The 23996-nt window shown below is 42.1% G+C and carries 19 protein-coding genes and 2 pseudogenes; 15 read left to right on the top strand and 6 right to left on the bottom strand.

What is annotated here, in order from left to right:
- The first annotated feature begins 36 nt into the window (after positions 1-36).
- Positions 37-1254 carry an acetate kinase gene (locus ACYRY3_RS28520; protein WP_460205050.1) on the top strand — a complete coding sequence of 406 codons (1218 nt, stop codon included), beginning with the start codon at positions 37-39 and terminating at the stop codon, positions 1252-1254.
- 382 nt (positions 1255-1636) lie between these two features.
- Here ACYRY3_RS28520 and ACYRY3_RS28515 read toward each other — a convergent pair whose 3' ends face one another.
- The 4 genes from ACYRY3_RS28515 to ACYRY3_RS28500 form a co-directional block, all read right to left on the bottom strand.
- The gene (locus ACYRY3_RS28515) at positions 1637-2008 is read right to left on the bottom strand and encodes a helix-turn-helix transcriptional regulator (protein ID WP_460205049.1); all 372 of its coding nucleotides are present in this window, start codon (positions 2006-2008) and stop codon (positions 1637-1639) included.
- Between the two features lie 143 nt (positions 2009-2151).
- Complete coding sequence (locus ACYRY3_RS28510; RefSeq protein ID WP_460205048.1) at positions 2152-3159, bottom strand: patatin-like phospholipase family protein; 1008 nt, start codon at positions 3157-3159, stop codon at positions 2152-2154.
- Between the two features lie 139 nt (positions 3160-3298).
- Complete coding sequence (locus ACYRY3_RS28505) at positions 3299-4303, bottom strand: diguanylate cyclase regulator RdcB family protein (protein ID WP_460205047.1); 1005 nt, start codon at positions 4301-4303, stop codon at positions 3299-3301.
- Positions 4304-4360: 57 nt separating this feature from the next.
- Positions 4361-6562: a dynamin family protein gene (locus ACYRY3_RS28500; protein WP_460205046.1), complete on the bottom strand. Its 2202-nt coding sequence runs from the start codon at positions 6560-6562 to the stop codon at positions 4361-4363.
- Positions 6563-6597: 35 nt separating this feature from the next.
- Here ACYRY3_RS28500 and ACYRY3_RS28495 point away from each other — a divergent pair, with 35 nt between their 5' ends.
- From ACYRY3_RS28495 to ACYRY3_RS28465, 7 genes and pseudogenes are all read left to right on the top strand, one after another.
- A complete protein-coding gene (locus ACYRY3_RS28495) occupies positions 6598-7317 on the top strand; it encodes a hypothetical protein (protein WP_460205045.1) in 720 nt (239 codons plus the stop codon).
- Positions 7318-7474: 157 nt separating this feature from the next.
- Positions 7475-8137: a Uma2 family endonuclease gene (locus ACYRY3_RS28490; RefSeq protein ID WP_460205044.1), complete on the top strand. Its 663-nt coding sequence runs from the start codon at positions 7475-7477 to the stop codon at positions 8135-8137.
- 414 nt (positions 8138-8551) lie between these two features.
- Positions 8552-9340 carry a hypothetical protein gene (locus tag ACYRY3_RS28485; protein ID WP_460205043.1) on the top strand — a complete coding sequence of 263 codons (789 nt, stop codon included), beginning with the start codon at positions 8552-8554 and terminating at the stop codon, positions 9338-9340.
- Between the two features lie 41 nt (positions 9341-9381).
- Positions 9382-10200 (top strand): aminotransferase class IV, encoded by an 819-nt coding sequence (locus tag ACYRY3_RS28480; RefSeq protein WP_460205131.1) that lies wholly within the window; start codon positions 9382-9384, stop codon positions 10198-10200.
- Between the two features lie 116 nt (positions 10201-10316).
- A pseudogene (locus ACYRY3_RS28475) lies at positions 10317-10646 on the top strand (ATP-dependent metallopeptidase FtsH/Yme1/Tma family protein); the annotation flags it as partial.
- Positions 10643-11755: pseudogene (locus tag ACYRY3_RS28470) on the top strand (hypothetical protein); the annotation flags it as partial. The pseudogenes ACYRY3_RS28475 and ACYRY3_RS28470, both read left to right, overlap by 4 nt.
- A gap of 180 nt (positions 11756-11935) precedes the next feature.
- Positions 11936-14593, top strand: a complete 2658-nt coding sequence (locus tag ACYRY3_RS28465) for a CHAT domain-containing protein (protein WP_460205042.1) — start codon at positions 11936-11938, stop codon at positions 14591-14593.
- Between the two features lie 190 nt (positions 14594-14783).
- Here the strand turns inward: ACYRY3_RS28465 and ACYRY3_RS28460 are convergent, their stop codons facing one another.
- Positions 14784-14924, bottom strand: coding sequence for a GMC oxidoreductase (locus tag ACYRY3_RS28460; protein ID WP_460205041.1), 141 nt, complete (start codon positions 14922-14924; stop codon positions 14784-14786).
- Positions 14925-15509: 585 nt separating this feature from the next.
- Between ACYRY3_RS28460 and ACYRY3_RS28455 the strand changes: the two genes are divergently transcribed.
- From ACYRY3_RS28455 to ACYRY3_RS28440, 4 genes are all read left to right on the top strand, one after another.
- A complete protein-coding gene (locus ACYRY3_RS28455) occupies positions 15510-16838 on the top strand; it encodes a pentapeptide repeat-containing protein (RefSeq protein ID WP_460205040.1) in 1329 nt (442 codons plus the stop codon).
- A gap of 83 nt (positions 16839-16921) precedes the next feature.
- On the top strand, positions 16922-17929 hold the full coding sequence (locus ACYRY3_RS28450) for a sensor histidine kinase (RefSeq protein WP_460205039.1): 1008 nt from the start codon (positions 16922-16924) through the stop codon (positions 17927-17929).
- Positions 17930-18107: 178 nt separating this feature from the next.
- Entirely contained in the window at positions 18108-18467 is a 360-nt protein-coding gene (locus ACYRY3_RS28445; RefSeq protein WP_460205038.1) for a histidine kinase, read from the top strand.
- 79 nt (positions 18468-18546) lie between these two features.
- Positions 18547-19203 carry a response regulator gene (locus ACYRY3_RS28440; protein WP_460205037.1) on the top strand — a complete coding sequence of 219 codons (657 nt, stop codon included), beginning with the start codon at positions 18547-18549 and terminating at the stop codon, positions 19201-19203.
- Between the two features lie 77 nt (positions 19204-19280).
- Here the strand turns inward: ACYRY3_RS28440 and ACYRY3_RS28435 are convergent, their stop codons facing one another.
- On the bottom strand, positions 19281-19646 hold the full coding sequence (locus ACYRY3_RS28435; RefSeq protein WP_460205130.1) for a DUF2237 family protein: 366 nt from the start codon (positions 19644-19646) through the stop codon (positions 19281-19283).
- 268 nt (positions 19647-19914) lie between these two features.
- Between ACYRY3_RS28435 and ACYRY3_RS28430 the strand changes: the two genes are divergently transcribed.
- The 3 genes from ACYRY3_RS28430 to ACYRY3_RS28420 all read left to right on the top strand — a co-directional run bounded on the left by ACYRY3_RS28430 (position 19915) and on the right by ACYRY3_RS28420 (position 23742).
- Positions 19915-22179 (top strand): pyridoxal phosphate-dependent decarboxylase family protein, encoded by a 2265-nt coding sequence (locus tag ACYRY3_RS28430; RefSeq protein ID WP_460205036.1) that lies wholly within the window; start codon positions 19915-19917, stop codon positions 22177-22179.
- A 153-nt stretch (positions 22180-22332) separates the two neighbouring features.
- A complete protein-coding gene (locus tag ACYRY3_RS28425) occupies positions 22333-22953 on the top strand; it encodes a TVP38/TMEM64 family protein (protein ID WP_460205035.1) in 621 nt (206 codons plus the stop codon).
- 66 nt (positions 22954-23019) lie between these two features.
- Positions 23020-23742, top strand: a complete 723-nt coding sequence (locus ACYRY3_RS28420; RefSeq protein WP_460205034.1) for a dienelactone hydrolase family protein — start codon at positions 23020-23022, stop codon at positions 23740-23742.
- Positions 23743-23996: the final 254 nt, after the last annotated feature.

Raw genomic sequence — 23996 nt, 5'->3', positions numbered from 1 at the left:
TCCCAACAACTACTTAATAATTTATACCTGCTGACTATGAAAATACTGGTACTCAATGCCGGATCTAGTAGCCAAAAGAGTTGCCTATACGAACTTTCGGGTGATACTTTCCCCAGTGAACCGCTTAAACCCCTATGGGAAGCAAAGGTAGATTGGACTCACCATCAAGGCGTTGCAGAGATTGAGGTTAAGACAGCAACGGGAGCAAAATTAGAAGAAGAAATCGCCTCAGATTCTCGTCTTGAAGTCGTTGCCCATATGCTTGAGATGCTACACACCGGTTCTACCCAAGTCATTGGTCAACCTTCAGAAATTGATGTGGTGGGTCACCGCGTGGTACATGGTGGTCAAGATTACCGTGAAAGTGTGGTTGTTACTGAGGATGTCAAACAAGCGATCGCTCGTCTTGCCGCTCTTGCCCCCGCACACAACCCAGCCAATTTAGAAGGCATAGAGGCGATTGAGAAATATTTGGGAGACATAACCCAAGTGGCAGTTTTTGATACTGCATTTCACGCTCAAATACCTGATGCTGCTGCAATTTATCCCGGTCCTTATGAATGGGTAGAGCAAGGTATTCGCCGCTATGGCTTTCATGGCATTAGCCACCAGTACTGCGCTCAACGTGCTGCTCGCATCCTCGGTCGGGATTTAGCATCATTGCGGTTAATTACCTGTCATTTAGGCAACGGTTGCTCCTTAGCAGCAGTTAAAAATGGTCACAGTATAGATACGACAATGGGCTTCACTCCCTTAGATGGATTGATGATGGGAAGCCGTTCTGGTGCTGTCGATCCGGGCACGATCGTTCATCTTTTGCGGCAAGGTAACTACTCTGTCGATAAGCTAGACCATGTTTTGAATAAAGCTTCTGGTTTGCGTGGAATTTCTGGAGTTTCGGGTGATATGCGACAGATTCGTCAGGAAATTTCTCAAGGTAACCCTCGCGCTCAACTTGCTTTTGATATCTATGTCCATCGGCTGCGATCGTACATTGGTGCAATGCTTGCTAGTTTGGGGGGATTGGATGCACTGATATTTACTGCGGGTGTTGGTGAAAATGATGCCGCACTCAGGGAAGCCACCTGTGAAGCTTTTGAATTTTTAGGCTTAAAAATAGACAAAGAAAAGAACAACCACAAGCCTGTTAATATGGATATTTCAACCCCCGATTCAGCAGTCAGAGTACTGGTAATTCATACCGAAGAAGATTGGGAAATTGCTCGGGAATGTTGGCGGTTGGTGAAAACGTGACCGAATAATTCGTAACTCGTAATTCGTAATTAAAAATTCATGAATTACGAATTAATTAATAATTAATTCATTGAGGAAGGCGTAGGTTGGGTTGAGGCACGAAACCCAACATTTCAAGTATGAAGGATAAAGGATGAACGTAGGTTGGGTTGAGGCACGAAACCCAACACATAAAAATCATGTTGATGTTGAATAACGCTAACGCTTAAGGGAATTTCAAATAAAAAAATCTCCCAAAATTTCTTCCCCCATCTCCTCATCTGCTTTAATGATAAGTCTTTATGCGGACATGATACAATGTTGGGTTTCGCTTCGCTCAACCCAACCTACAATAATTATTATTTCTAACTCATCAGCACACCCTTGATTAAATGCGATCGCCCTATAAGGGATTTTCTTCTTCCAAACCAACCAAATAGGCGCGATATTGAGCTTCACGATTGAGCCAGAAAACTGCTGTACTCCCCAAAACCCGCTCTAGTTTCAGGGCAGCTTCTTCATTGATAGGTTCTTTACCGTTGATGAGCAAGCTGATGTACTTCGTGGTGTAGCCTAAGAGCTGTGCTAACAGTGCTTGTGTCCAATCACGTTCTTCTAATAAGTCAGCAATAGTATCACCAGGGGGAGATACCCAATCTGGAGTAAAGCAACGGGTTGTCTCAATCATGGTAATCCCCAATAAAATAATATAAACTGTAGTCACTTCTAACCAATCAATGCTTCCATCTTCCATCAGTTTTTCAGAATTGGTCATTGTGTAGGGTAGGTTTTTTAAAGCCTATTCCATTGCTAGCATATTTATTAAAAGAACCTAGCACGCGATCGCATCTGCCCTCATACTTAAAGAGATGATTAATGCAGCTTCCTCAGCCCGATGAAGCGAGAAGTGACATTTTTTTAAAGCGGTGGGTCATTCAGGAGGCGTTGTGTAGAATTAACCAACGAATTATGAGATTGGCGCTGGTCTTCAACAGTTTTAAGAGTTTTGATAATTGGAATTAAACAGCGTTTAGCGTCTTCATAACCACGGTTTTTAAGTTTGGTAATGCGTTCAGAACTAAAATCTAGGTAGCTAACAATTTTGCTAATAAGCGGAGTATCAAACTTTTCAAGTTTCTCTTGCGGTCTAATTTCAATGACAGTTTGTTCGGGAAAATTATAGCGGTTCCAAACCGCACCATTTTGTAAGTGAATGACAATAACGTTTTTGCACCCGCGTTTTGCCAAAGCTCTCAAAGGTACATTATCAGCTAAACCACCATCTACATAAGATTGTCCATTAACTTCTTGACTGGGAAATACTAGGGGAAGGGCAGCACTAGCTAGCAGTAATTTGTACACTGTTTCATCATCAGTACATTCTTGAATACAGAGCCAGTGAGCATCGGTGCCAGTACGAGCACGTATAAAATCTACCAACCAATCGTAACCCAAACCAGGTATCTTCAAAGAAGGAAAGACTGTAACCCATAACTCAATCCCTCGTTGCAGTTCGTAAGGTTTAACAGTTGCTCGTAAAAGTTTTTCAATGGGAGTAGGGTCAAAAATGGCATTTGAATCTTGCATGAAACCTTCTGCTACAAGAAAATCATGCAGCCATATCCGCAATGTTGGTGTAAATGCTTGAGTAGCATAGCTGAGAGTCTGGAGAACCGCGCCAGTATTTGGGCGTAAAATTTCTGCATGGCTGAGTCTATCCCAAAGTTGGTTGAGATGTTGGACAGCATTAGGGAAAGGGCGATAGGCTGAGAGAACAGCACCATTGAGAGCGCCAATGCTAGTTCCGGCAATAATTTGCGGTTCTAGCCCTAATTCGGCAATATACTGAAGAGCACCTACTTGGTATGCTCCTTTAGCACCACCACCTGTAAGTACAAGTCCAAGTTGAGAGTTAGCTGATTTCATAGCAACAAAATGTAAAATCTCCCGTTCGTAGTTGCGCTTTAGCGCATATATCACAAATCCAAATTCAGTATAAATATTTACTAAATCTTGTCTAACTCCGTCAAAGCTGTAGAAATATATTTCCTTACTTGCCTATGCTTTAACGATGAGCAATCATAGCCATACAATCGCTAGCAGTTTCTTCTACCACCGCAGTAATAAATTCCCGTGCATCGGTGGTGCGGGAGATAGTCTCAATTTGAGCGCGACACAGTGCTAAAGCGCTTTGTGCTGGTTTAGGAGGTCTAGCTTCTTGTGGTAGCGTCGCCAGTTCTAAGGTGGTACCAAGAACAAACAAATGCGGTGTACGTCCTAAGCGTTGCTGCGGAATGGAACGGATTTCCAGCAAAGCAGCTGTTAGTTCCCGGTCATCTTTTGTCATTTCCACCGAGGATCGATCTAACAAATCAGCAAGACCAAAGAAACGATCGGAAAATTGTTTACCTGTAGCAAGAATTTTATTCACCAAAAGCTGACGGTAACGTTGTGTATCCCCAGTTTCGATTTCATACATCACTACGGAACTACTAAAAACTTCCCGTGCTAACAAAGCAACTTGCACAGCCCAAGGTAACTTTGTATAAGTTTGTCCAGCAGCCCAAGCGGTAACAATTTGGTCTAAATCTTCATTAGCTGCAACTCGCACTTCTAGCTGACGCATTCGCACTTCCAAGTTACTAAGTCTTGTGCTGACTTGCTGAGCTAATTGATTTAATTGGTTGCTGAGTTCAAATAGTGCTTCCTCTTGCTTTTGTAACCTCTGTTTTTGATTGCGGATAGCATCACGAGCTTCTAACAGAGAGTTCTGAGTCACTTCCATAGCAACTTGACTAATGCGAAGTGAATCAGTCAGTTCTAATACCCAGTTATATAGCGCTTCTTGACCTGCTATTAAATTACCATCTAACAATAATCTGCGTTTTTTATCGCTACCATCAAGCTTATCAAATAATTGACCAAACCAACCGCGATTTTTGCGATAGCGGATGATATCCTTGCTGACTTGAATACCATTGATAAGGTCAACTAAGGCTTTGTCTCCAACTACAGGTACTCTACGTTGGATTTCTTTAAGACAAAGATTAGAAGGGGTAGGAATAGTCAATCAAAGTTTGTAGTTGATTTGTCAATTCATCACAAGGATAAATATGGCTCATAATTTCTATCTCATTAAATTATCGGTATATTTCAGATAAATATTTGTTTTACCAATTTTGTCATTAGATTCTATAATAAAATTCCTGAGTTCCTTAACTAATTTATCTTTCTCTTCAGCCTGTTTCTTCTGGTCTTGCTGCGCTTGGATAAGAGTGTTACGATAATTTCCCAGGTAAATATCAAGTTCATTAAAGAAGCTACCTACTCGCTCTTTAAAATCTTTATCTAGGTACTGGTTAATTTCCTCACGAATATTCTTAATACTTCGATCGATTAATTTATTTGATTTTTCCACTATTTCTTGAAGGGATACAGTATAATACCTTTCTTGTTTATCAGGTCGTTTCACTCTTATAATTTCTTGTTTTGGAACCAGCCATAACCAATGCCAAAACTCTCTCTTTTTCACCACTTTTGTTTCATATCCCTGGTCTATCAATCGAGTATTATGATTGATATGGGCTTTGGTATTATCTAGCTCAACATAATTTATGTTTGGTGTTGGTAAAGATAGATTGACATTAAAATTTTCGTTTAATCGCTGACGCGCACGTTCAATAATTGGCTGAGTATCGCGTTGCAAAGAGTTACTTAAGTTTTGACGCGCTTGTTCAACATATTTTCTGACTTGATTGCGAACATTTTCTAGTAAAGGTTCCACAACATTTTGTTTGGCAGCAGCAATTGCTTGCTCTGCAAAGTTTTCTGCTACGCTTAAGCTTGTAAATTCAATAACACCACTACTAATAGATTTGCGTTCAACAAAGTAGAATTTTTTAGAAACCCAATTAAAAAAATTTTGGGTTACCATACCTCCCTTTTTAAGGGAATCTGCACGTTGGTATTCCTCTTCAGTAAAATAACTTTCAAGATTCTCTTCAGCTTCTTTTTTAATAGTCTCAAGTATTTTATTAAGTTGTTGGTAAAGGTTTGCCTTGATTCTATCTACTTCTTGTAAACATTTACGACATTCTTCTAGAGATTGTAAATCTTTTTCAAGTGCGCCAACTTCTTGCCTGAGTTTTGTTTCATTTTCGTTTATGGCACTGTTACGGAGTTGAACATCATTACTTAGTTCTATAAGATAACTATGAGCCATTCTGAGCGCAGATTTGATACAACGAGGTGCGGCTGTCTCCATCAGTGCTGAAATTGCTCCATTTAAAAAGAGATCAAATCCTGATTTTTGCCACAATCTCTCTGCCTTACGTTGTAATTCTTCTGTAGTTGCTTCTTCTAATTCCTCTTCCCAGTCCATACCAAAAACTTCTTGAGCAAGAGCATTTACTGTCTTCATGTGGGTAATAGTCACACTAGGATTTTGCTGTAATTCCATTAAAAAGTTAGCTGAGGTAAAAGCACGTCTGGCGGAAGTTTCAAATACCCGATTTTGATTGCTGGCTTGACCAATACCAAATTCAGCAGCGACAAATTGCTGTACTTGCTGTGTAGTCATATCACCTTCACGCCGCTGGTCAACTTTATTAATCAACACATATAAAGTTTCTTTACCACGTAATTTAATGATTTTTTGAACTTCTTTTTTAACCTTTTCTGAAGCTTCTGTTTTAAGTTGTGTAAAATCTAGAACTATCAAAACTATTGAACTTTTTATAAGTTGTTTTTCAACGACATACTGAAGCTGCAAGTTATCTCCAGCTTCGTTTGGACCAGGGGTGTCTACAATAACTAAATTACCTAAATTTTCCGATTCCAGATTTTCTGATGAACGGCAAAATGGAGTGTAGATTCTAGGAACATCTATTAAGGATTGTATCGGGTCTGCAAGGGGGGCTATAATGCTGCATAGCCGAACAATATCGTTTAAGCTTGTTAAAGTGTGAATAATGTTATCCCGACCTTCACTTTTAGCAGGAATTGCTAATCCTACCCATCGTTGAATTTGCTTTGGCATCTTTGCTAAATGTGGGTAATGGGAAACTTTTTCTTTTACTAGCTCTATCCCTAACTCCTCAATCTTATTTCTTAAAGTTAACAGTGTTTCTTGAAAAACTGACAAAATTTGCGGGCTTAGCTCTAAGACTGGTTCAGTCAATTCAGCATTAAAAATAATCTCTGTAGGAAGCGTTGTCATGGCAGAGTTACGACTTGGCAAAATCTCCTGTCCAATAATTGCATTTGTGATTGTAGACTTACCAGCCTTCATTGGTGCGACAATCGCCATTCTCAACTCAAGATTTTGCACTTTATTGGCTTATGAGTAAATACCCTTAAATTTTTATGAGTGAATATACGTATGAGCTACCAAACGAAGCAGCATTCATGCATACCTTGTGCCGTTATCTTGCAAACCAAGGACACATGGAGATAAGCAACGCTCTCAGTAGATCGCAATGTGAATTTTCAACGAGTGGTAGCTACACGCAGGTAATATGGAATACGTTTTGGGTATCGGTTCACTTTCAAGTTTCTATTGATGAATTTCCGACGTTTACGAAGGAGGTACAAAAGATATTGGAAGAAAGCACTAAATCTCTGTTGCCCCCCAATTCGGGATATCTACTTCAGGGAATAACAGTAGTTCCCTTTATTGAAGCACCGCCAGACGAGCAAACTCCTATTGTAAGCAGCGCGTCACTCGGAAGTCTTGGCAACGTTGAACACGACGGTCTTCGATTTCGCTCAAAAACGGAAACTAAAATTTATGAGGCTCTGAAATGTGCTTACGTGCTCTTTTTTCCCAACGCAACAGCAATTCTTGGTGGGAAAAATGTAAAAAGGGAGCCTGACTTCCTAGTCTGTAAGAACGGAAAATGGGGAATTCTCGAGGTAATGGGCGATCGGTATCATACTCCGAACACAGCGATGAAAGATCACGATCGAGCACGACTTTTTAAAGATTATGGTCTCACTTGTATCGAATTCTATGACGCAACACGTTGTTATAACTATCCAGATGAGGTGGTAAAGGATTTTCTTCAACGACTTGAGAGGTCATAAGAAATTGAAAATCTAGTATCACAAGCAAGCGCTCGCGCCAAACACAAACTGGCTCTTTAGAATCAAAATGTTTTTATTTGCGTTCGCCTGCGATTTCCTGAGTACTTGATATATTGCGATCGCCTATAATAAATCAAAACATTATCAAGCGCTACCAATGGTACAGTTTAATCCCTCAACCGGTTTACCAACAAGCGCTGAACTACCTTGCTCAGATGATACTCCTGTAGACAACGAAAATCAAAATTTTATTCCCAACTTATTACTGTTCCTGCTCAAATTCATTTGGGGAAAACGTATTAATTGGTTTTTTGGAGTTGATATGGCAATTTACCATACAACAGGTATTAGCCCTCAAGTGCCAGTTGTACCAGATGGCTTTTTAAGTTTGGGAGTTGAGAGATTTAAGGGCAATGCCTTACGTAAAAGTTATGTTGTATGGGAAGAAAATAACGTTGTACCAATCTTTGTGCTAGAAATTGTTTCTCTAACTTATAACGGCGAATATGATACCAAGATGGCAATTTATGCCAAGTTAGGTGTGTTGTATTATGTCGTTTATAACCCTGAATATTGGCGTCGAGACCAACACCAGCCCTTTGAAGTTTATTGCTTAGTTAATGGAGAGTATCAACTCCAAATAGGAGAGCCTTTCTGGATGCCAGAAGTGGATTTAGGTATTGGTAGATCCCACTACAGAGATGGAGAAGTAGAGTTAGAGGCACTGTACTGGTACGATCGCCAAGGAAATCGGTATCAGACAGCCGAAGAATTGCTGGCTCAATATCGCAATTTATTTGGCGAACTACCAGAACAATAAGGTAGTAAGGACAAATGACCAATGACAAAGGACAAATAACAGCATTAATGATGAAATTCTTTGACTCTCAATTTTGTAAGACGATGCAAGCCCCTTATATGCCAATACGGTTCAGTTAAGGTTAATGTGTAAAAAATCACGTTAGAGACGCGCCATGGCGCGTCTCTACGTTGTGTTATCGATCCGGATTTTGGTGTTATCTAAACCGTATTGCCTTATATGCCAGCACGGATATTAAATTTTTCCATGCCTTCTCCGTGTTTGGCAGATTGTCATGTCAAAATCAACCAACAGAATTCGTTTCTGGCTTGATTCCAGCCAAATATCAAACCTATTATTTTACTAACTGTTATTTTGGCAGAAATTGGGGGAACTATTTACCTATAGTCCAACCCTATATATCCATTTACCAGGATGTTCCCTTTATCTTGTCAAAATGCCATTGTATCTTTTGCAGCTTGTTTGTGTATGTTGGGCGTGAGTTCGCTCCAATTTCCCCGGATGCAAAAACAGCTTTATAGCAACAAGACGGCTTCAATAGAAACTTTACAAAAAGAAATTAATTTAGAAAAGATTCGTCTTAATTTGATTGCAAAAATACCAAGTTTTGGTTATGATAATATGGTTGCCAATTGGATATACCTCTGTTTTCTGCAATATTTTGGTGATGATGAGGTTCGCGCAAAAACAGGTTATGAATTGAGCCCAGAATACTTTGAAGTTATTTTAGAACGCGATCCGCGATTTATAATGGCTTATTTAGGGCTTTCTAGCAGCACATCTATGTACGCTGCTATGCCGGAACGTGCTATTAAATTGATGGAGAAAGGTTTAGAATCTCTAACTCCTGTGGCTCCCGAACGGTCTTATTATGTTTGGCGTTATAAAGGTATTGATGAGTTACTATTTTTAGGACAGTCTTCAAAAGCCAAGCGATCGTTTGAAAAAGCGGCAAAATGGGCTGGTCAGCATTCAGACGAGGAAAGCAAACAAGTTACATCAATTTCTCAGAGAACTGCAGACTTTATAAGTCGCAATCCTAATAGCAAATTTGCCAGAATTGCAACTTGGGCTATGGTATTAAATAATCAAGTAGATGAAAGAACTCGTCAACGGGCAATTCGGGAAATTCAAGCTTTAGGGGGTGAGGTCGTACCTAATCCTGACGGCAGTCATAAAATCAAATTGCCTAAAGACGATTAAAGAATATTGTTGGTAGTTAGTAATTACTAGGAGAAAAAACTATTTACTGGTACAACGGAAAGTTAATCGAGTCTCAAACTCTAGAGTTAGCCATTGATGACCCAGGGTTACTTTATGGAGCAACGGTTTTTACAACTTTAAGAGTTTATGAGAATTCTCTTGATAGTCGGTTAACTCACTGGCAAGCACATTGCGATCGCCTAAAATCTAGCTTACAAACATTTGGCTGGTGTTTTCCGGGTGAAGAGAGATTGCGCCAAGGTGCAGAAGCGATAGCAGCACACTTTCCCGTTTTAAGAATTACTATCTTTCCCAATGGGCGGGAATGGATAATTGGTAAGTCATTACCAGAGGGGTTGATAGAAAAACAGAAACATGGTATTGTAGCAACGCTTGCTACACCGGAACTCTACAGATCGATGCCCGGTCACAAAACGGGAAACTATTTGAGCCCGTGGTTAGCTAAGGCTAGTGCTCAAGATTTAGGTGCCCAGGAAGCGATTCTGGTAGATAGTGAAGGAAATTGGTTGGAAAGTAGTACGGGAAACCTCTGGGGTTGGCGGGATGACAGTTGGTGGACTCCACCGGAAACTGGGAAAATCTTACCGGGAATTATGAGAGCGCAACTAGTTAACTGGCTTCGTCAAGAGCAGTGGGTTGTTCGAGAGGAACCTTGGACGCCAGAGAGAGTCAGGAAATTTGAGGCGATCGCCTACAGTAACAGTGTAGTGGAAACCGTCCCCATTCATACCGTTAGCTCGCTTGTAGGAAAGTTAGAATATAATCCCCACCATCCTTGTTTTCGGCAATTACGGATATTTTTTTATAGCACTACAGGAGCAAAATTTGGTATACGTTAAGATAAGTTAACATATTTCTTAAAATACCCTCTCTTTACAGAGACACTCTCGCGATACGGCTTTAGCCGTTAAGCTTCGCATATGGCACAAGAAGACAATTAGGAGGATTAACCTCGGTGAATAATAAAAGATGGAGAAATGCGGGGCTGTACGCACTACTTTTTATTGTTGTCATAGCGCTTGGGACAGCGTTTTTTGACAAACAACCACAAAGTAGAGAAACATGGCGGTACAGCCAGTTTATTCAAGAAGTTCAAAATGGCAATGTAGAAAAAGTCAGTTTGAGTGCAGATAGGTCTACAGCTCTTGTCATGCCTAAGAATGACACAAACAAGAAGCTGGTGACCCTGGTTAATGACCCTGACCTGATCAACACTCTTACTCAATACAACGTAGATATCACTGTTTTGCCCCAAACCGATGAAGGATTTTGGTTTAAGGCACTGGACTGGATGATATTAGCAGATGGCATATCAGTCCTTCGCAAGCTTATCCATGTTATTCTGAATGGAACAATTACCGAAAACAAACCACGAAAGATAAAGACTATGAAGCGATCGCGCTGTCATTGCCCTACGACATAAACAGTCCACCATCATTGCAACGCAATTATCAGCACATCAGAGAAGCACATTTAGGAAAGGTTTCAGAAATATGTTTGAAGTTTGCCGAGTATAAAGATAAAATCTACAATTCTGAAAATCGGCAAATTATAAAAACTATTAACCAGAAACAAGCAAACATAAGTCAGCTGGAACAAGCTAATCGCAACATTCGCGCTCAATATGACTCCACTCTCTTAGAAAAAATTGCAGGTCAACCTCGGGAGCAATCAATTAATCGAGTTGGTGCTGAAAAAGCCAAGCAGGAATTAGACAAAAATACACGCAGTATTTCTACCTTGAACCGGGAAGTTTCTGATTTAAAAACTCAATTGATAGCCAAGGCAGAAAGTACTAATTTTATAACCTTGCTTAAAGATGAGGGGAATTTTAAGGCAGTTGAAAAAGGTCATCAGCAAGCATCCTTTTGGTATCCTAGTATCCAACTTGCTTTTCAATCTATCTTTCTTCTACCTCTGATTGTCGTTGCATTATCAGTTCATAGATTTGCAGGGGTAAGAGGATATGGGCTCATTTCTCTCATTAGCTGGCATTTGCTAGTGATTTTTTTGATTCCACTCATTCTAAAAATATTTGAATTTCTAAGATTTGGGTTAATATTTCAATTTATCTTTGATATCATTAGCGCTATTTTTGGTGGCTTGCTGTTCCTTATCAGCTATGTTTATATTTTGCTAATTCCACTAATTGGTTTTGGAATTATCAAATTTCTCCAAAAAATTGTCTTTAACTCCAAAGTTCAAGCAGCTAACAGAGTACAAAAATCTCGTTGTATTAAGTGTGCTAAGAAAATCCGCCATCATGATGTCTATTGTCCGCATTGTGCTTCGGCTCAATATATTGAATGCCCAAACTGCCACAATTTTACTTATAAATATTTACCGTACTGTAAAGACTGTGGATATTCTCAAAGTTTGAGCAATTTGCCATAATTTACTTTTCAAGTTATTCTGATACACTACCACGACCTCGAATCGGAGCTAGCAGTTCATCCTTTAGCCTTCATATTTCATCCTTTGTGTACTGATGGTAAGATGACTTGCATATGTAGAGCATCGCCAGAAATAGTCATGGGAGGGGCTTCTATAAACACATCTATGAGAAATACTTTTATGAAACCTATTAAACAACGCCATAAAAGATTGACTCGCTTTGTTATACCAATGGTGTTGTCTGCATTGTTGTGTATCACATCACCTGTCTTAGCTCGTGTTTCTCCGAACCCCACCCCCACATCTACAGAGAAAGCTGCTGCAAGCGGGGTGGGGTCTGTCGAACAGCAGGCTAGATCGCTCTACAGCAAGCGTCAATTCTCTGAAGCGGCAAAGTTGTTTCAACAGGCTGCCCAAGCTTATCAAGCGTCAGGAGAACCAATTCGCCAAGCCCTCAGTCTGAGCAATTTATCCCTTTGCTATCAACAACTCGGACAGTGGAACGATGCAACTAGTGCGATCGCAGATAGTCTTGCACTCCTAGAAGGGGCTAAAGCTGCAAGCCCAGAGAAATCACTGGCGCTAGCACAAGTCTTAGACATCCAAGGTGGATTGCTTCTGGCACGGGGAAAAGCTGATGCTGCCCTCAAATCCTGGGAACGTGCAACGGTATTGTATACTCAACAGGGCAAACAGGAGCGGGCACTCACAAGCCAAATTAACCAAGCGCAAGCTTTGCAAAACTTAGGATTGTATCGGCGGGCGATCGCATTGCTCGATACTGCTTTAAAATTGCAGCAGCGTTCCAACACCAACGAAGAGCAGTTGCAAACTCTTATAAAGAATCTTCCTCCTTCTCCCGAAACGGTCACCGCACTTCGGACATTGGGAGATTCCCTGCGGGTAACTGGCAATTTCACCCAAGCCCGTATCGTTCTAGAGCATAGTTTAGCTATTGCGAATAGCTTGCAATTACCTGAGGCAGTGGCACTGGCTCAACTCAGCCTTGGTAACACCGCCCGCGCTCAAGGCGATCCCCAAGCTGCCTTAAAGTACTATCAACAAGCTGCTTCTACTGCGTCCCCCACTTTGCAGGTACAAGCCCAAGTCAATCAACTGAGTTTACTCATCGATACCAAGCAGCCGTCTGCGGCTCAAACCCTTTTGCCACAGGTTCAACAACAAATCGAAGCATTACCTCCAAATCGTGTGTCAATTGAGGCGCGAGTCAATCTCGCTCAGTCGATAATGGAGATGGAAAGCAAACCAGCAGAGGCTTCTCTTCGTAGGAGCGCTCAAATTCTGGCAACTGCCATACAACAAGCCAAAGAGTTAGGAGATTCCCATACCCTCGCCTATGCATTGGGTAGCTTGGGCAACATTTACGAAAAAACAGAGCAGTGGTCAGAAGCTGAAAAATTGACCCAGCAGGCACTCCAGTTGGCACAACAAACCAACGCGGCAGAGATAGCTTATCGCTGGCAGTGGCAGTTGGGAAGGGTTTTAAAAGCACAGGGCAAAACAACGGGAGCGATCGCAGCTTATAAAGGAGCAGTTGCTACCATCAAATCACTCCGCGCAGATTTAGCAGTGGCAAATCCAGATGTACAGTTTTCCTTCCGTTCTGCCGTTGAGCCGATTCACCGCCAACTTGTTGGACTGCTTGTGAAATCAAATCAACCAGATAACCTCAAGGAAGCGCGAGATGTCATTGAAAATTTGCAATTAGTTGAACTTGATAACTTTTTTAGAGAAGCCTGTATAAATGGGAACATAGCCCAGGTGGATCGGGTAGACCAACGCGCAGCTGTGATTTATCCCATCCTTTTAGAGGACGAACTTGCTATCATCGCAAGCTTACCGCCATCTGAAAACCAAAAGCAAACAAAGGCATCTCGGGAGTTCCGCTACTATAAAACATCTATTACCAGCACAGAAGTTGAGCGTTTTGTATCCAATCTGCGGGAAGAACTTGACCAACCTACTACTCTACAACTGACACTCCGGGAACTGCAACAGCTATACAATTGGTTAATTCGCCCAGCAGCCTCAGAACTGGCTGCAAGCAAAGTAGAAACTTTGGTATTTGTTTTGGACGGGGCTTTGCGAAATATTCCAATGGCAGCGCTGCACGATGGTCAAAAGTTTCTCGTGGAAAAGTATAGTATTGCCCTAACACCCGGTTTGCAACTTTTGTCGCCGCGATCGCTCAAGCAAGAACAACTAGGTGCGTTGGTCGCTGGGCTCGAAGCGGAACGCCATCAAGGGTTTTCTGCTTTACCTCATGTTGCCGAAGAAGTCAACCAAATTAAATCTAAAATTCCCAGCCAAATCCTCTTTAACCAAAAATTCACCAGTTCCGCATTTGAAACTAAAGTTGCTGCTGTGTCGTTACCCATTGTTCACCTGGCAACCCACAGTCAATTTAGTTCAGAAGCAGATGAGACTTTCATTCTGACTTGGGATGGCAAAATAAAAGTCAACGACCTCAGCCAGGTTTTGCAAACAGGGGAAATATCCCGCGATAAAGCCCTCGAACTCCTCGTCCTAAGTGCGTGCGAGACAGCAGCTGGAGATAATCGTTCGGCGTTGGGATTGGCGGGGGTAGCGGTGCGTTCCGGTGCTCGCAGTACCTTGGCAACCCTATGGCGCGTCAATGATGAGGCATCGGCAACGCTTATGGGTGAATTTTACAACCAGCTCGCCCAGATTAATAAAACAGGTATCTCGAAGGCAGAAGCCCTCCGCCGCGCCCAACTTGCTATTTTAGCCAATCCCAAGTATCGACAAGAACCCTATTTCTGGGCAGCATATGTGCTAATTGGCAACTGGATTTAAATTTTTGACCTGCCGATTTTCCAAAAACTGTTCGTGCAATTGGGGCTTTCCAAGAAATATAGCGCTTGCCAAATCAGTGAAGTACATTGGTAGGGACGCGGTGGTAAGAGCGCCCTTACAATTGGGTGTACTTCACGCTTGGGAAAATTGCTATATTGCTGTGGGTTGTACAATTGTCTGATACCTGGGGCTAGTAGTGAAATCGTCCGGTGGAGTCGGTGACGGATGAGTTGGGGTCATCTCCCATCCATAGAGTCCCGCATTCATGATAAGTCGTTCCCAATGGATCTCGAACACCACCTTCAGTATTTAGCTTGCCAAACAGATTCATCAAATCTTGTTACAACGTACTGCATTATTCCTTGCAGATAATGGTCATAGTTTGGAGTCTGCTGTCTCAATGGGATGGTTAGATGAAAAGCATATCAAACAAGGTAAACCGCCACGGCGTAGGCGGTAAGGTCTAGAAACGGTGTCCTCAGAAGTATTGATTTACTTGACCAGTGATTCAGTTACTACCGTCAATCAGACCGCGAAACAAACGAACAATCGTATATCTTGGGGTTTACTCCGATTTACTTCGATATGTTGTTACGCCACGCACCGTTAACCCAATACTCTGTATTTTCTTTCCCAGCAATAGATTCTGTTTTACCTGGTACGTGGGTGGCTGCTGTCTCCACCTGTACCAGGTTAGCAGGTGCTGGATAAAATCAACTTATGCACTTTTGCATTGGCATTCTCCCCATTCTGGCAAAAGTTTGCATACTTTCTTGAAGATTTTGCATACTGACCTGGACTTCATCATAAAAGTTCCAACTTGAGCCCGAAGTATAGGTAGAGCTATTTTTGTGGCTTTAGTTAAACATTTAAACGCTCTGTTTCTACAACAACTTTAAAAAGACTGAGTCAGACTATGAAATCTTATCTTGGCAACAACAATTATCCAGGACTCTTAAGCTTAGCAGGAGTCCTTGGAATTGTTGGATTGCAATTTGCTGCTGTTTTCTTTGCCGTTCCCAGCCAAGCTGAAAACCGGGAACAAGAGTTTTATAACTTGTGTTCTAAGTTTCCTCACAATTCTCGCTGCCAAGGCTATGACGTTCCCGTACCTCTCGAAAACCGTCCAGGCGATCGCGGCGAGTGTTCTGTTTTGTCTGATGACATTGAACGAACTAGCAGCAGCTGCAAAGTTGCAATTACCAGCGCTCGCCTGGTGGCGTACTTAGAAAAAGGGAAAGAACTAGAAGTTTTAGGAAATAAACGAGATACCCAAGAAGTTACAATTTCCTACGGTCAGATTGTTTCTATGGACTATTTAGAATTTCATAAAGATAATTTTGAAGTCTCTAGTGGCTTTGGGCTTCTTGGTCTTTTGATTGCAGCACCTTTTTTAGAGTATAAGGATTTATCTGAAATAGAAATCGGCTATACAGTTCCATCTACAAGCGGTCAAGACAGCCTTAACTACATGACAGTCACGATAGGACGCAAATCTGGGCTTGCTCTAGCGGATAAGTTAAAAGTTCCTACCCAAAATCTCACTGAAGCCCAACTTTTGGACGAGATGAAAAGCAGGGGAATTAGAGTCGGTAATCCCCAACACGTTCAGCAACTTATGACAACTAAAAAATGTCACAATTGCGATCTCAGTGGGGCTCAATTAGAAGGAGCTAACCTGAGGCAAGCTAATCTTAAAGGCTCCAATTTAAGAGGAGCTAACCTTAAAGGTGCTAACTTGGAAAAAGCTAATCTAGAAGGTTGCAATCTCAAAGGTGTTAACTTAGAGGGAGCTATTCTACGGGGAGCTAACCTAACGACAAAGGGCAAAACCCGGACGAATCTGCGTCATGCAAATCTTTCTAGGGCAGATCTTCGCATTGCTGAATTAAAAGGAGCCAATTTGGGAAATGCTGTTTTGGAGGGTGCTAACTTAGAGGACGCAGACCTTAGCACGGCTGTTATCCGAAATTCCTGGACGGGAATGAAAACCGAGATTTACACTAGCTTAAGGGATGCCAATTTGAAAGCGGTCAATCTAAAAGGTGCTGAGCTAGATAAAGCTTTCCTAGCTGGTGCCGATCTTAGTGGCGCTAACTTAAGTGGTGCCGATCTAAAAAGTGCTAACCTCAAGGGTGCTAACTTGAAAGACGCGAACCTGACCAACACCAATCTGAAAAAAACAGATTTGTGCCGTGCGACTATGCCTAATGGTTCAATTTCCAACCAAAACTGTAAGGATTAAGTTAAGAGCAAGCAAATTTTTTGCATAAGCTGTTTTCACGTAGAACTACTTGATATTCAGCTAGACGTTATGAGGAGAGGATAGTGGTCGAAGAACTTTACACGCCAGAACAAGTCGCTCAGATGCACCAACAGTTATGGCAGTGTGTTTTAGAATTCGCCAATCTCTCAGCGGTGCAAGAACGCAATCGCATAGCGCGGGACTTGCATGATTCCCTGGGACATGCACTCACAGCACTGAACTTTCAATTACAGACGGCGATGAAACTCTGCAAACCCGACCCAAATCAGGCAGAGGAGTTTTTGACAGAAGCACATCGTTTGGTTAAGATCGCTACTCAAGAAGTTCGTCAGTCGGTAGGGGCATTACGCAGCGATGCTTCCCAAACTCAATCTCTGCAAATGCTCATCGACTTTTTGGTCAATGATTTTCAGCTCACTACTGGTATTGTACCAACAGTTGAAATTGATTTTGCGATCGCATTACCTTCACAACTTGTGACACCCCTGTATCGAATTATTCAAGAAGCGCTTAACAATATTCGTAAATATGCGATGGCGACAGAGGTGCAAATTCATATCAGCACAACGCCAACAGATGTATATCTGATGATTGAAGATAACGGTCGCGGATTTAATCGTGAGGAAGTCGCTACAGGTTATGGATTGGTGGGAATGCAAGAACGGGTTGCCGTTTTGCAAGGTCATTTCAATTTAGATTCTCAACCAGGGTCGGGTTGTCGCATTGGTGTCAAGGTTCCTTTACAATTCTCCATACCTTTAAAACCTTCTTCACCCCTTCCTAAAGAACCTTCTTTATATCCACCTTCAACAACAAGTTCGTTTTATGAACCAAGATACGAAGACTCCACACCATACGCCCTTCCCACTCCAGATGCAAGCCCAGCCAGAGATAAGGAAAAGGTTGTTTCATCAAAACGCAGTGGCAACGAGGTAGGATTCCGAGGGAATAGTAAAATATCAACCAAATCTCAAATGAAACCTGTGGCGTCAATCTCTCAAGAGTCTATGTTGTTGAATCAACAAAAGCTTGTGGAAATTGGTGAATGGCAACCTCTTGATTTGGACTAAAACTTTTGTTTGATACTTTCATACAAAACTCCAACTTTGGTTGGGAAAAGATTTCAAATGGTAGCTTAGAAACAAAATTAGATGTATCAATAAAGGAGGTGGAGTTATCAATTTGAAATGTGTTGGCTCTTCACCAGGTTTTGGTTATTCAATTGTCATTAAATTAAAAATTGTCATCATGGATATCCTTTTGTTAGTGACACTTTCTTTCATCGTCGGTTGGCAACTGGTGAAGATTGCATACACAAATTGCCAAAAGTATCGGGAATTCAAAATAGCTCAAAAACAACTGCAACAGTACGCAATGCAAATAGGAGACTTATCACAGATGCAGGAGCAGAATCGTATTGCACACAATTTCTATGATACGTTAGGGCAGTCAATCGTCGCTTTAAATATCCAATTGCAAGTTGCTCATAAACTTTGGTATATCGATCCCAATCAAGCTCAGCACTCCCTCTCAGAAGCCTACCAACTGAGTTCAACCCTGATGCAAGAACTTCGTCAAGCTGTTAAAAAATTAAATCAAGATACGTGAACATGGTTAGTTGTTAGTGGTTTAATGGCTGAATAGATAAAGATTTTACATTCCAAATTTTTATTGTAAAGGTGTAGCTATGATTCGCTTATTACTTGTAGACGATCAAAGTATAGTTCGCCAAGGTCTGAAAGCTATGTTGAGTCTAGAACCAGATCTAGAGATTGTGGGTATGGCAGACAACGGAGAAGCTGCGATCGCACAAGTTGAAACACTACAACCGGATGTTGTATTGATGGATGTGCGAATGCCAGTCATGAATGGTAGTACCGCTACTCGTATCATTTGCGAACGATTTCCAAATACGAAAGTTTTGGTTTTGAGCACCTACGATAATGACCGGGATGTAAATGAAGCGATTCGAGGGGGAGCAAAAGGTTATCTCCTCAAAGATATGCCCTCAGAAGAACTGGTAAATGCAATTCGCTGCGTTTATCGTGGATACGCCCAACTTGCCCCCGGTCTTTTAGAACGGATTGTGAACCAAAAACAAAGCCAGCCCAATCCATCCGAGTCTGTTCCACCGGCACTGACAGAATTGACCCCAAGGGAATTAGACGTAGCGCGTTTAGTGGCAATTGGAGCAACCAACCAAGAAATTGCTCGGAAGCTTTTTATTTCAGAAAGTACTGTTAAGACTCATATTAATAGCATTTTTAACCGTCTCAACCTAAAGAATCGGGCACAACTGGCAATTTATACCAATTCCGTCTTTGGTCATGGCACGCCTGCGTGAACTACCCAAACCTTACAAATGACCAAAGACAAATGACAAATGACCAAAGACAAATGACAAATGACAACCTTAATTAACTACTGAACAGCGTGCTGCTTCAAGTCATCCAAGGAAACGTGTTCCAAAGCTGATGCGTGGGTTGCCGATAAAACCACAGGTGGTGCAACCCCAGCCTCTAACGCCTCTTGCCAGCGAGACGCACACAAACACCATCTATCTCCTGGTTTTAACCCAGGGAAATTAAACGCAGGAACGGGTGTGCTCAAATCGTTACCCCTTGACTTTGTATATGCTAAGAATTCTTCTGTCACTTGTGCACAGACAACGTGTACACCAAAATCTCCTCCCCCTGTATTGCATTTTCCATCCCGGTAGTAACCGGTCATTGGGGAAGTGCAGCATATTTCTAGTGGTTCTCCAAGGACATTTTTAGCTTCTGTCATGATGGCAACTGATTTATCTGACTTTTCCACTAGATTAGCGATATCAGCACCTTTACCGCAAGATGTTTTGAACCTAGCGATCGCTACAATTTCATATGAGGTCTTTTTCGTCAATACTTTTCTCAATTTTTTATAATTCAATAAAATAATTGAAAATGTGATAACGAGTCTTAAGTTTAATTTCGCTATCAGCTAGCAGATTGCTATCCTATGAGATGTTGTAACTTATCCAAGTAACGTTTTTGCTCTACTTAAGGATAGGTTTTTTATGACAACTCCAAGAGACGTCCAAACCCAAGCTTTTTCAAAAGCTAGTCGTGGCATAAGCGACCTTTTTCAATTGGGAGAAATTCCCGACTTGGACACTCCAGGGTCGCGAGCCGTTGAAGCATGGTTTTTAGGCCCAAAAGCAGAAAATGTTGATGTACTTGAGAGTCTAATTGTAGAGGCTATTCGGGATCAAGCGTACTGGAGAAGAAACTATCATCCGAGTGACCCGAGCCACATTACAGAGGAAATCAAGCGATCGCAAGAATATTTACAGACAATAGATTCTCTCAAAGAAAGTTATAATATCTTGCTAGCATTTCTTAAAAAGTCAGTGCCTTTCTTCAGTACGCGCTATCAAGGGCACATGAACTGGGATCTGACAATTCCTAGCATTGTCGGCTACTTTGCGGCGATGCTGTACAACCCCAATAACGTCGCTTTTGAAGGGTCAACAGCAACAACACTTCTAGAGCAAATTGTAGGAGACGATCTTTGCCGAATGCTGGGATACACCGTCCCAACGCCAGAACAAATCCAAGATGGTGCAATTCCTCCTTGGGGACACATCACTTGTGGTGGAACAATTGCCAACATTGAAGCTCTCTGGTCTGCTAGAAATCTCAAGTTTTATCCGATTGCCCTGAAAGAAGCTTTGGAGAAGGACCCACGATTGACAAGCGCAAGAGATATTAAGGTTCGTGCGTTTGACTCGAATGCTCTGGCATGGACTGAGCAGACTTTGAGGGAATTAAGCACTTGGCAACTGCTCAACCTTCAAATGGATGACGTTCTCAGCTTACCTGGTATTATTCAAGAAAAATACGGTGTTTCGAGTAATGACGTCACAGAAGCCTTGTCGAGTTATTCGTTGCAAGATTTAGGAATGCAAGAGTTTGCAAAGCGGTATTTGGATGGGATTCCTTCGCCTGTGTTTTTTGTACCGGGAACAAAACATTACTCATTTCCCAAGGCAGCCGCGCTGCTGGGAATGGGAGCCTCCAATATGATTGATATTATGGTGGATGAGTTTGCAAGAATGAGAATACACCCGCCTGTAGAAAAACCTGAGACAACTATTAGAGGCTACAGTCTGAGAGAAGAGATTCAGCGATGCTTAGATGAAAAAATACCAGTATACACAGTAGTAGCTGTTATCGGAAGCACTGAAGAAAGTGCTGTGGACCCGCTTGCGGAAGTTCTTGCGCTTCGAGAAGAATTTCGCAACCAAGGGTTAGAATTTACCATTCATGCCGACGCTGCTTGGGGCGGGTATCATGCCTCTCTATTGCGAGAGGATGAGTATGAACTGCCAGAACCATCGGGCTTGCAAAGTTCTTCTGTTCCAGTTTCCCCCTTGAGCGACTACGTGAAACTGCAATTTGAGAACCTTGGCAGGGCTGATTCTATAACTGTTGACCCTCATAAATCAGGTTATATACCATACCCATCTGGGGCGCTTTGCTATCGAAATGGAGCAATGCGCGATCTAGTGACTTTTCAAGCCCCGTACATACTTCATGAAGCCACAGAGCCAACGGTAGGTATTTATGGCATTGAAGGTTCAAAACCAGGGGCTGCTCCTGCTGCCGTATTCCTCAGTCACCGGGTGATTCGACCAACAAAAAATGGCTATGGCAAAATCATAGGTCAATCTATGTACAGTTGCGATAAACTTCATGCCCGCTTGCTGAGTATGGTAAAATCGAACGATCCTTTCATCGTTGTTCCCCTCCCTCCCGTGCCGGATTTAGTACCCGGTTCTAATGAGGAAGAAAAGATTCAATACATTCGCGATAACATTGATGGCAAAACTAATGAGGCGATCGTTCAAGATGCACAGGCAATGGAAATCCTCAAAGAAATGGGACCTGACCAAAACATCTTGGTATACGCTTTCAACTTTAAGACTGCTGAAAATCAAGTTAACAATAATTTAGAGTTAGCAAACATCCTCAACAAAGAGATTTACGATCGCTTAAGTATCAATCAGGGCGAAGATATTTATAGTTATAACCTGATTGTCAGCACGACTGACTTCAAAGTTGAAGCATATGGGTCTGATTTTATTGAATACTACAAAAAGCGTTTGGGAGTATCAGGTTCAGCAGGTGACTCTATTACTGTCATACGCTCTGTAATCATGGACCCCTGGGTAACTGAAACGCCTAAAGGTTCGTTCCTCGATATCTTGGAAGTAGAATTTCGGAAGACCATTGAGAGCATTCTTCACGACCTTAAAGATCGTCTTGGAGTCTGGTTGTGAGAGAAAGTTAATGTGAAACAGTTCTGTTTGCACTGACAGCAGAGCAGCCAAAGAATCATCTTTTAGGGCGCAAAACAACAGCGCCCCACATCAGATTTAGTTGATGCGAATGGTAAACCGCTATAATCGATATCATTGCATAGATGTTGAGTGATGAAAATTCTTCGATGGGTTTTGATTGGGGTTTTTATTGCTTTGGCAATCTGGCTGCTCAACAAAATTGGTATTGAGCAAGTTCGAGAACAGGTTGCTCAATTTGGTATATGGGCACCTGTAATCCTGTTCGGGCTGCGCTTTACAAGTATCATCGTGCCAGTTTTGCCGGGGACAGCTTACGCGATTTTAGCAGGAGGGCTCTTTGGGTTTGTTCAGGGACTGGTGGTGATTGCTTTAGCAGATTTAGCATCTTGTCTATTCAATTTCTATATTGCTCGTCGCTATGGACGCAGTTTAGTGGAACGCTTTGTGGGTCAGACATTTATTGAGAAGGTCGATCGCCTTGCTCAACGGCATCTGGAACGTAACTTTTTTATCATGATAGGCTTTTTAATGACAGGGCTGTTTGATTTTGTCGCTTATGCCATAGGACTGACGCGAACCTCGTGGCAAAGCTATTTAATAGCGCTAGTAGCCAGCATTATCATTGCCAAACCGCTTTGGGTAGCAGCTGGAGCCGGAATATTTGAGGGCAGTCAGCTACTTTTGGGCTTAGCATTACTTGGAGCATTTGGCATTGGAATTATCACAGCTGTGCTACAACGGCAGCCAAATTAATAATTAATTAAGTTTAAGACTTATCTTGATAAAGTTTATATTTAACCTATACATAGGAGGAGTAAGGTGCAAATCGAACAGACAGAGGTGATGATTCCCACCCCCTCAGGACAGATGCCCGCCTTCTTATGTACACCTGCTGAGGGCGAACCCAAGCCACCGGTCATCCTCCTGATGGAAGCCTTCGGCTTAACACCGCACATCCGAGACGTGGCAGCCCGGATTGCCAACGAAGGTTACGTAGTTCTCGCGCCGGATTTGTATTACCCTTGGTTGCCAAACAACAAATTTGGGTACGACGAAGTTGAGAAAGCGAAGGCCATGATGTACCGCCTTGATTTTGGCAAGTCTGTGGAGGATGATATTGCGACAGCTTTAGCTTATGTTAAGTCAAGAGCGGACGTAAACCCATCAAGGGTAGGAGTGACAGGTTTCTGCCTGGGTGGTGGACTCACCTTTCTCACCGCCTGCAGGTTATCAAACGAGATTGCAGCTGCCGCCCCTTTCTACGGTGTGGTTCTGGATGAATGGATCGAAGAAGCGAAAAACATCACCGTGCCTTTATACTTGTTCTTTGGCAGTACCGATCCATTCATTCCTCTTGAACGGGTTGGACAAATGGAGTCTCGGCTCAAGGAACTCGGCAAAGACTACAGATTGAAGGTTTACGATGATGCGGATCATGGGTTTTTTTGCCACGAGCGTTCTTCCTACAATCCCTTGGCGGCTGAAGACTCTTGGCGCGAGCTAACACAATTCTTTCACAAATATCTGCAAGAGTCTGCTTAGCCACTGAGCTGGATGCGATCGATATTCCATCCTTTAGACGTATCTAGAAATTATATTAAGCCCGGTTAATTAGTTATGATTAAACAATAATCGCAAAAACCGGAAAACCCTCTCCCCATCTCCCCATCTGCCTTAATGATAAGTCTTTACCCGGACATGATATGAAGCGTCTCTACATTGTTTTTCGCCTGTAGCAGGCGAACTGAAAGATTTAGCTAAGGCTGATTGTTTTAAAGAATTGTAAATATATCATT

The sequence above is a fragment of the Scytonema sp. NUACC21 genome (assembly GCF_054684315.1).
The sequence above is the reverse complement of the archived record's forward strand: the minus strand, read 5'-3'. Positions and strand labels throughout refer to the sequence as shown.

Excerpts from the sequence above, each read along its gene's own strand:
- ACYRY3_RS28490 (WP_460205044.1), top strand. The coding sequence starts at position 7,475 with ATGGTACAGTTTAATCCCTCAACCGGTTTACCAACAAGCGCTGAACTA.
- ACYRY3_RS28520 (WP_460205050.1), top strand. The coding sequence starts at position 37 with ATGAAAATACTGGTACTCAATGCCGGATCTAGTAGCCAAAAGAGTTGC.
- ACYRY3_RS28515 (WP_460205049.1), bottom strand. The coding sequence starts at position 2,008 with ATGACCAATTCTGAAAAACTGATGGAAGATGGAAGCATTGATTGGTTA.
- ACYRY3_RS28495 (WP_460205045.1), top strand. The coding sequence starts at position 6,598 with ATGAGTGAATATACGTATGAGCTACCAAACGAAGCAGCATTCATGCAT.
- ACYRY3_RS28425 (WP_460205035.1), top strand. The coding sequence starts at position 22,333 with ATGAAAATTCTTCGATGGGTTTTGATTGGGGTTTTTATTGCTTTGGCA.
- ACYRY3_RS28510 (WP_460205048.1), bottom strand. The coding sequence starts at position 3,159 with ATGAAATCAGCTAACTCTCAACTTGGACTTGTACTTACAGGTGGTGGT.
- ACYRY3_RS28430 (WP_460205036.1), top strand. The coding sequence starts at position 19,915 with ATGACAACTCCAAGAGACGTCCAAACCCAAGCTTTTTCAAAAGCTAGT.
- ACYRY3_RS28455 (WP_460205040.1), top strand. The coding sequence starts at position 15,510 with ATGAAATCTTATCTTGGCAACAACAATTATCCAGGACTCTTAAGCTTA.
- ACYRY3_RS28460 (WP_460205041.1), bottom strand. The coding sequence starts at position 14,924 with ATGAATCTGTTTGGCAAGCTAAATACTGAAGGTGGTGTTCGAGATCCA.
- ACYRY3_RS28445 (WP_460205038.1), top strand. The coding sequence starts at position 18,108 with ATGGATATCCTTTTGTTAGTGACACTTTCTTTCATCGTCGGTTGGCAA.
- ACYRY3_RS28485 (WP_460205043.1), top strand. The coding sequence starts at position 8,552 with ATGTTCCCTTTATCTTGTCAAAATGCCATTGTATCTTTTGCAGCTTGT.
- ACYRY3_RS28440 (WP_460205037.1), top strand. The coding sequence starts at position 18,547 with ATGATTCGCTTATTACTTGTAGACGATCAAAGTATAGTTCGCCAAGGT.
- ACYRY3_RS28465 (WP_460205042.1), top strand. The coding sequence starts at position 11,936 with ATGAAACCTATTAAACAACGCCATAAAAGATTGACTCGCTTTGTTATA.
- ACYRY3_RS28435 (WP_460205130.1), bottom strand. The coding sequence starts at position 19,646 with ATGACAGAAGCTAAAAATGTCCTTGGAGAACCACTAGAAATATGCTGC.